The 6905-nt window shown below is 27.1% G+C and carries 10 protein-coding genes; 8 read left to right on the plus strand and 2 right to left on the minus strand.

The annotated features are described in order from the left end of the window. The first annotated feature begins 35 nt into the window (after window positions 1–35). Window positions 36–146, plus strand: coding sequence for a MetS family NSS transporter small subunit (locus tag OW729_RS19100; protein WP_268063124.1), 111 nt, complete (start codon window positions 36–38; stop codon window positions 144–146). A gap of 177 nt (window positions 147–323) precedes the next feature. Beyond that, on the plus strand, window positions 324–602 hold the full coding sequence (locus OW729_RS19105; RefSeq protein WP_268063125.1) for a hypothetical protein: 279 nt from the start codon (window positions 324–326) through the stop codon (window positions 600–602). A gap of 16 nt (window positions 603–618) precedes the next feature. Here the strand turns inward: OW729_RS19105 and OW729_RS19110 are convergent, their stop codons facing one another. Beyond that, window positions 619–1215 (minus strand): uracil-DNA glycosylase, encoded by a 597-nt coding sequence (locus OW729_RS19110; RefSeq protein ID WP_268063132.1) that lies wholly within the window; start codon window positions 1213–1215, stop codon window positions 619–621. A 290-nt stretch (window positions 1216–1505) separates the two neighbouring features. Beyond that, window positions 1506–1643: a hypothetical protein gene (locus OW729_RS19115; RefSeq protein ID WP_268063126.1), complete on the minus strand. Its 138-nt coding sequence runs from the start codon at window positions 1641–1643 to the stop codon at window positions 1506–1508. A gap of 246 nt (window positions 1644–1889) precedes the next feature. Here OW729_RS19115 and OW729_RS19120 point away from each other — a divergent pair, with 246 nt between their 5' ends. The 6 genes from OW729_RS19120 to OW729_RS19145 all read left to right on the plus strand — a co-directional run bounded on the left by OW729_RS19120 (window position 1890) and on the right by OW729_RS19145 (window position 6517). Continuing rightward, on the plus strand, window positions 1890–2321 hold the full coding sequence (locus OW729_RS19120; protein ID WP_268063127.1) for a PaaI family thioesterase: 432 nt from the start codon (window positions 1890–1892) through the stop codon (window positions 2319–2321). Window positions 2322–2597: 276 nt separating this feature from the next. Continuing rightward, entirely contained in the window at window positions 2598–2960 is a 363-nt protein-coding gene (locus OW729_RS19125; protein ID WP_326498389.1) for a GntR family transcriptional regulator, read from the plus strand. Between the two features lie 3 nt (window positions 2961–2963). Beyond that, a complete protein-coding gene (locus tag OW729_RS19130) occupies window positions 2964–3659 on the plus strand; it encodes an ABC transporter ATP-binding protein (RefSeq protein ID WP_268063128.1) in 696 nt (231 codons plus the stop codon). Continuing rightward, on the plus strand, window positions 3659–4453 hold the full coding sequence (locus tag OW729_RS19135; protein ID WP_268063129.1) for an ABC-2 transporter permease: 795 nt from the start codon (window positions 3659–3661) through the stop codon (window positions 4451–4453). The genes OW729_RS19130 and OW729_RS19135 overlap by 1 nt, the downstream gene beginning before the upstream one ends. Before the next feature lie 132 nt (window positions 4454–4585). Then, a complete protein-coding gene (locus tag OW729_RS19140) occupies window positions 4586–5323 on the plus strand; it encodes a toast rack family protein (protein ID WP_268063130.1) in 738 nt (245 codons plus the stop codon). A gap of 270 nt (window positions 5324–5593) precedes the next feature. After that, window positions 5594–6517 (plus strand): CPBP family intramembrane glutamic endopeptidase, encoded by a 924-nt coding sequence (locus OW729_RS19145; RefSeq protein ID WP_268063131.1) that lies wholly within the window; start codon window positions 5594–5596, stop codon window positions 6515–6517. The last annotated feature ends 388 nt before the right edge of the window (window positions 6518–6905 follow it).

Here is a 6905-nt window from a genome sequence, read left to right on the forward strand (position 1 = left end):
TTTTATACAGGTTAACGCAGGAGGTGAATCCATAGATGGAAACTAGTTCAATTATAATGCTTATTTGTGGTATAGTGTTACTATATGGTGGATTAGGATTCTGTATAACATCTGCAATAAAATCTGAGAAGAGAAGGAAGTGTTAGATATATTTTAAAATAATAAAAAGCTGCGCATGGTTCAGGGGGGAGTTAGCTTGCGCAGCTTTTTATTTTTTTGCTCATTTTAATTATGCTCAATATTTCAAAAAATATACATATAGTTTATTGAATTTTAATGTATAATATAAAATATAAATTAACATATGATTAGGCGGTGATTTTTTGGGAAAGTGGCAAATTTGGTTTATGATAGGTAGCGGTATATATCTAATATTAATGGCATTAGTTATGCTAAGAAAAAAAGATGACAGGATTAGAAAAACAATAGGGATATATAACATGATTATAGGCATATTTTCAATAATAGGGGCAGGAGTTATATTATCTAAGCCAAGTGGCTTAGATTCAATTTTTAAAGTATATATGATAGTTATGCTATCTTCATTTATAATATTTTCATTGTTAAGATTTATAGCAAACCGATGGAGAAAATATGAATAATAAAAAGGTACTGAAACTAAAGAGTTTCTAGTACCTTTTTTAATTTAATCCAATCATCATGATACATTTTTTTAAATGTATCATTTCTGTTATATGTAAGAGCAGATGGATGATACATAGGGAATACATATCGTTTTAATTCTTCATTAAAGTAAACTTGACCATGACAATCTCCTATGCTTTTAAAGTTTGTTAGTCTTTTTAGTGGAATATTGCCTAAAGTTATAATAATTTTAGGATTTACAAGTTCTATTTCTTCATCAAGTATTTCCTTAAATAGTTTTATTTCAGGTGATTTTGGTGTTCGATTGCTTACAGTAGTTCTTCCGGTTTTACCTTCTTTAATTTTTATAGGTCTAAAAAAGCAAGTATTTGTAACTCTAACCTTAGTACGAGTAAGATCAATAGAATTTAAGTATTCTTCAAAAGTTTCTCCTGCCATACCTACAAAAGGTTTACCTTGTTCTACTTCAGTTTTACCTGGAGCTTCACCAACAAAGAGTATATTGCAAGGAACTGGGCCATCTCCAGTAATCCATCCGCCTATTTCCTCATCAGTGTAATTTTCACTTAATTCCTTTATTTTAAGTCGTAAATTTTCTAAAGTATTTATAGTAATTACCTCCTCAAATCTATGTAATGCTTTTATAATTAATATGTTATCAAAATAAAATAACTTTTTCTATTTAAACATTATAAATATGGTATAAATTTAATTAATATGTTAAAAAGGGTATTTTAATAAATATTAATTTAAAGTTTCATTATATGTATAGAGTAAGTATAAAAGGCACATAATTCAATCTTATTCTATGATTAAATTATGTGCTATATATAGTAATGTTAATTTGATGCTTATCTGATAATGTGTTAAATTAACAATTTACTAAACATAGGATATGTTTAAACATCACCTCTTTTTGCAGATTGTTTCTTTGATGTACGGTTTTTATTTTTAGCTGTTTCTCTTGTTATTGGTGTATCCCAATTACTTTTTTCCATTCTAGCTTTTTTATTGTCTGGTTGACTATCTTTTGGCATATTGCTCACTCCTTTAGATATTATTTTTGATTAAATAATTAGATATTAGTGTTTTCAAATAAAAATACATTTGTAATTTTAATAAAAGTTTAAAAACATAGCTTGTTTTTATTATTTGTAATTAAAGCTCTATATATTACAATATATCTATAATTATCTTTTTAAATAATCTATGTATGTAGTTATTTTTTTATAAATTAAACAAAATATAAATACTAAACAAACTAAATATAGAGGAGAATAGATATGGAGAATAAAACTTTGAGCTTATTAAAGAAAATAGAAGAAGCTACCAAAGGAGACTTAGCGAATTGTTTTAATTTAATGCAACCAAAAGTTATAGAGTATATCGAAGAGGAAAGTTTAAAAATAGCATTTCCTGTTTTAGAGAAGTATTTAAATCCCAGAAAAAGTATGCAGGGAGGATTTATTACAGCAGCTTTTGATAATGCTTTTGGAGCACTTTTCACATGTGCAATAGAAAATAAAATAGGAGTGACAATAGATATTAGTACCAGTTATCAAAGACCTATATATTTAGGTGATGAACTTATTATAACAGCTTACTTAAAATTAAAAGGAAATACTATAATTCATATGATTGCTGAAGCTCATAATAAAGAAGGTAAATTAATAGCTACAGCTAATACAAATATGATGATTGTTCAAGATATATAAAGAATATATTAAGTAAGTAATAAAAGGTTGCTATCATTTTATAATTTATTTGATAGTAGCTTTTTTATTTAAATTGTGAAGCAATGTAAAATAATTATACAGTATTAATTACAAAAAATTGTAATAGTAATGAAGGTAAACATCTAAATAAATTGAAAAACTTCATATAGAAAATAATTATAAAATCATTGACTTCACTATTGTATTAGTGTACTATTTATATAGTACACTAATACAATCTAATTATTAAGGTAGTACAGGAGGAGAGAGAATGTGATTGAGTTTGATGATAAGACTCCTATATATATTCAAATTATGAATCTTATAAAAAAGCAAATAGTGTTAAAAGAGTTAAAAGGGGGAGAGAAATTGCAATCAGTAAGAGAAATGTCAACATCGCTAAGAGTTAACCCTAACACGATACAAAGAGTATATAAGGAATTAGAAAGGGAAGGATTAGCTTATACTCAAAGAGGTACAGGAACATTTATCACAGAAGATGATAGTATTCTTTATAATCTTAGAGGAGATATGGCAAAAGATGTTATAGAAAAGTTTATTGATGGAATGAGACATTTGGGTTTTACGAATAAAGAAATTGTTGATGTGGTATCTAGTAAGTTAAATAAGGGGGAATAGAAATTGGATAATGTTTTACAAGTTAAGAATTTAAGTAAAAGTTATTTTACAAAGAAAGCGCTAAAGAGTGTTAACTTAGAATTAGATAAAGGTAAGATATTAGGTCTTTTAGGACCGAATGGGAGTGGAAAAACTACATTCCTTAAAATTGCTGCTGGAATTTTGAGAAAATCTGGTGGAGAAATTTTAATAAGTGGAGAAAAACCAGGAGTTAAAACAAAAGCTATAGTTTCATATCTTCCTGATAGAAACTATTTATATAAATGGATGACTATAAAGGATGCGATGGGATTTTTTAAGGACTTTTATGAAGATTTTGATGAGAAAAAATGTGAAGAGCTTTTGAAGTTTATGAAGCTTGAAAAAGAATCGAAAGTTACAGCATTATCAAAAGGAATGATGGAAAAATTAAACCTTTCTTTGGTATTATCAAGAAATGCTAAATTATATATTTTAGATGAACCATTAGGAGGAGTGGACCCAGTTGCTAGAGAACAAATATTAGATGCTATAGTTAATGTTTATAGTGAGGAAGCATCTATGATTATAACTACTCATCTTGTTAAAGATATAGAACGAATATTTGATGATGTTGCATTTATTAAAGATGGTGAAATAATTTTGAATGGCAACGCAGAAGAGTTAAGATCTGAGAAGGGGCAATCTATTGATGAGTTATATAGGGAGGTATTTCAGTAATGGGAAAGTTAATAAAGTATGATATAAAAGGTAGCTATAAACTGTTTTTGACTATATTTATTGTTGCTTTTCTAGCTAATTTAGGTTTATATACAAGAATAGATAAATGGCCTAGGCCACTAATATATGGATTAGTTATTTTGGTTATTGTAACAATGGGCATACTTACCTTCGCACTTAGTGCCAATTCTTTTGAAAAAGAACTATATGAGGATAGAGGATATCTAACTTTAACTTTACCTGTAAGTGGAAACAAAATAGTGGCTGCTAAGACGATATCTTGCCTAATATGGACTGCTGCATCATCTATAGTAACTATATTAACAATTTTAATTTATAATAATAGTGTTTTAAAAGAAATTTACACTAAATTAAGTGCTCTTACAAGTGTGAAAACAGCTATATTTTTTGTTATAATTAATCTTTTAATTGTAATGATAAGTTTATTATTGCTTATATTTTTCTCTGTAGCATTAAGTAAAATGGCTGTTAAAAAGAAAAAATTAAGCAAGTTTTTAGGGGGAGTATTTTTTATTGCTGTAATTGCATTACTTGGATATATAGATTATTTAATCACAAAGTATATACCATACACTATTAACATTAATTTAATAAATGATGGGACTATGCATCTAAGTGGCTTGGGTAGTTTAGGTACTACATCGGCAGAGAGCTTTATTATAAGAGATGGGAGCGTAGTAATAAACATAGCTTCAGCTATATACAATATTTTAACTATGATTGGCTTGTTTTTAGGTACAGGTTATCTTATTGATAATAAGATAGATTTATAAGATTAAAATTCTTTAGCAATCTCATTATGGATTTAAAGTTTATTTATTATTAATTAAGTTTATTTTACTGATAAGGAATAAGTAATAAATATTAATAATGGTTGTTAATAGTTAGGAAGGGGGAAGATAAGTTTGATAATTAAAAAATTCCTAATATATTTTACTATGTATATGTTAACAGCTTGTAATTTAATGGGATGCGGTATAGGAATTGATAAAAATGATTCACAAGCTAAGAAATCACTTATTAATGAAAGTGAAATTGTGGAGCTGAATGGTGCTAAACAAACTAAAGTAGATATAAATATGAGTAATGGGGAACTATTTATAAGAAGTGGAGAGAAAAAATTTATGTCAGGTGAGTTTTTATATAAGTTACCTGAATGGAAGCCTAATATAGAATATGAAGTAAGCAATAAAGAGGGAAAATTAAAAATATATGAGCCATCTAGCCATAATACGAATGCTAAAGATAATAAATATAAATGGGACTTAGCTTTTAATAAAGATTTACCTATTGATATGAATATAGAAGGTGGTACTGTAGAAGGTCACATAGATTTATCTAAATTAAATTTAAATAAGCTATTTATGGCAACAGGTGTTAGTGATATGGATATTGATCTTAGTGGAGATTATAAGCAAAATGTAAAAGCAAAAATAGAGGGGGGAGTAGGTAGATTAAAAATATACTTGCCTAAAAATATTGGGGTAAAGGTTAATGCAGGCAAAGGAGTAGGAAAAATAAAAGCAGATGGATTAAAAAAGGATCAAGATGAATATGTTAACGAAAGCTACGGAAAAACGAGTAACAATATAGAATTAAGCATTCAAGTAGGAGTTGGAGAAGTAGAATTAAAGTTAAAATAGAGTAGTAGAATCTATATGAAATTACGAGAAAATAAATATCGATATTTAAAAGCCTTTAGTAACTGTTTTGTAAACTTTTATTAAAGGCTTAAATATATTTATATTTAATGTTATTATTTTAGAGTAGGGGTTATCCTAAGCTAATAAATCCTATCTTTTTAGTATGATAGCTATAAGCACAAGTTCTTTTAGGACTGGAAGAAAAATATAGTAATAGGGAAAAACTATATGAACTTAAAGTTATTTTAATATATGGAGGTAAGCAAAAGCATGATATTTAGAAACAAAAATAATGAAATAAGGTCGGGATTTAAAATAATAGCATTTTCTTTTATATATTTAATTTTTGTTAGTACTTTTACAGGAGCAATAGGAGGACTAGTAGGAGGATACATATCAGCTAGGTATAATAGCAGTTTAAATTATAATGATATATCTGAGTTAGTACAAAATTATATGCAAAACAGTTCCCAAGGATTGCTTATATCACAAGTATTGAGTATACTAGCACTATTTATTACACTTTTTATAGTGTTAAAATTGTTTCAAAAGAGAAAATTTGAAGATATAGGGCTTAATTCAATAAAGAAAAACAGCAAAAATTTGTTTTATGGAATGATTTTTGGAGCAATTTCAATTATTGTAATATCTGTAGTATTGATGATTACGGGAAATATAAAATTTCAAAATTCTTTTAGAAACCCTCAATTTAACAAAAATACTTTAATAGGAATCTTTCTTTTTATATTAGTAGCTATAAATGAAGAAACTCTATGTAGAGGTTATATATTCACTACATTAAATCAAATGGATAAGCCATGGCTCTCCGCAGTAATGTCTTCTGCTTTTTTTGCAGCGCTTCATTTATTAAATCCTAATGTAAATTTAATAGGTATATTAAATATTTTTTTAGTAGGAATGCTGTTTTGCTTCATGTACGTTAGGACAAAGAGTTTATGGATGCCAATAGGATTTCATTTCACATGGAACTATTTCCAAGGAAATGTATTTGGGTTTCCTGTAAGTGGAATTAGTGAAATTAGCGGTATTTATAATATTGCATATTTAAAAGAAAATATATTAACGGGAGGATTTTTTGGACCAGAAGCTGGAATTATTGCTACTATAGTTTTGATTTTAAATTTTATATTGCTAAATAAAAGAAAAAAGAGAGTAAATAAGGGGAGATTATAATATAAACTCTCCCTGGAGTATCAATATATAAATATAAAAGAAAAAATACGAATAGATGAGATAAATAAATATAATATGTTTTAAACTAATATAATATGCGAACGAGGTTTTCTCTATTTTGATAAGATATTTTTTGTCGTTACGGACGACATTAGTAGCGTTGGGTTTTCGGCCTTACTGATGGCGAGTTTGTTCCAAAAACTCAAGAGAAATTTTATAAATGATATATTGACAAGCAATAAAAAAACTGATATACTAAACAAGCTGCTTAAGTGCAGCGAAAGAAATGGTCTTTGAAAATTAAACAGAAGTTGATATAAAGTCAGTCAATTGAATTGAGTAAAGATTAAACTTTTAAATTGAGAGTTTGATCCTGGCTCAGGACGAA

The organism is Clostridium brassicae, assembly GCF_026738875.1.
Classification (GTDB): Bacteria; Bacillota; Clostridia; order Clostridiales; family Clostridiaceae; genus Clostridium_H; species Clostridium_H brassicae.

Excerpts from the sequence above, each read along its gene's own strand:
- OW729_RS19100 (WP_268063124.1), top strand. The coding sequence starts at position 36 with ATGGAAACTAGTTCAATTATAATGCTTATTTGTGGTATAGTGTTACTA.
- OW729_RS19115 (WP_268063126.1), bottom strand. The coding sequence starts at position 1,643 with ATGCCAAAAGATAGTCAACCAGACAATAAAAAAGCTAGAATGGAAAAA.
- OW729_RS19120 (WP_268063127.1), top strand. The coding sequence starts at position 1,890 with ATGGAGAATAAAACTTTGAGCTTATTAAAGAAAATAGAAGAAGCTACC.
- OW729_RS19135 (WP_268063129.1), top strand. The coding sequence starts at position 3,659 with ATGGGAAAGTTAATAAAGTATGATATAAAAGGTAGCTATAAACTGTTT.
- OW729_RS19145 (WP_268063131.1), top strand. The coding sequence starts at position 5,594 with ATGATATTTAGAAACAAAAATAATGAAATAAGGTCGGGATTTAAAATA.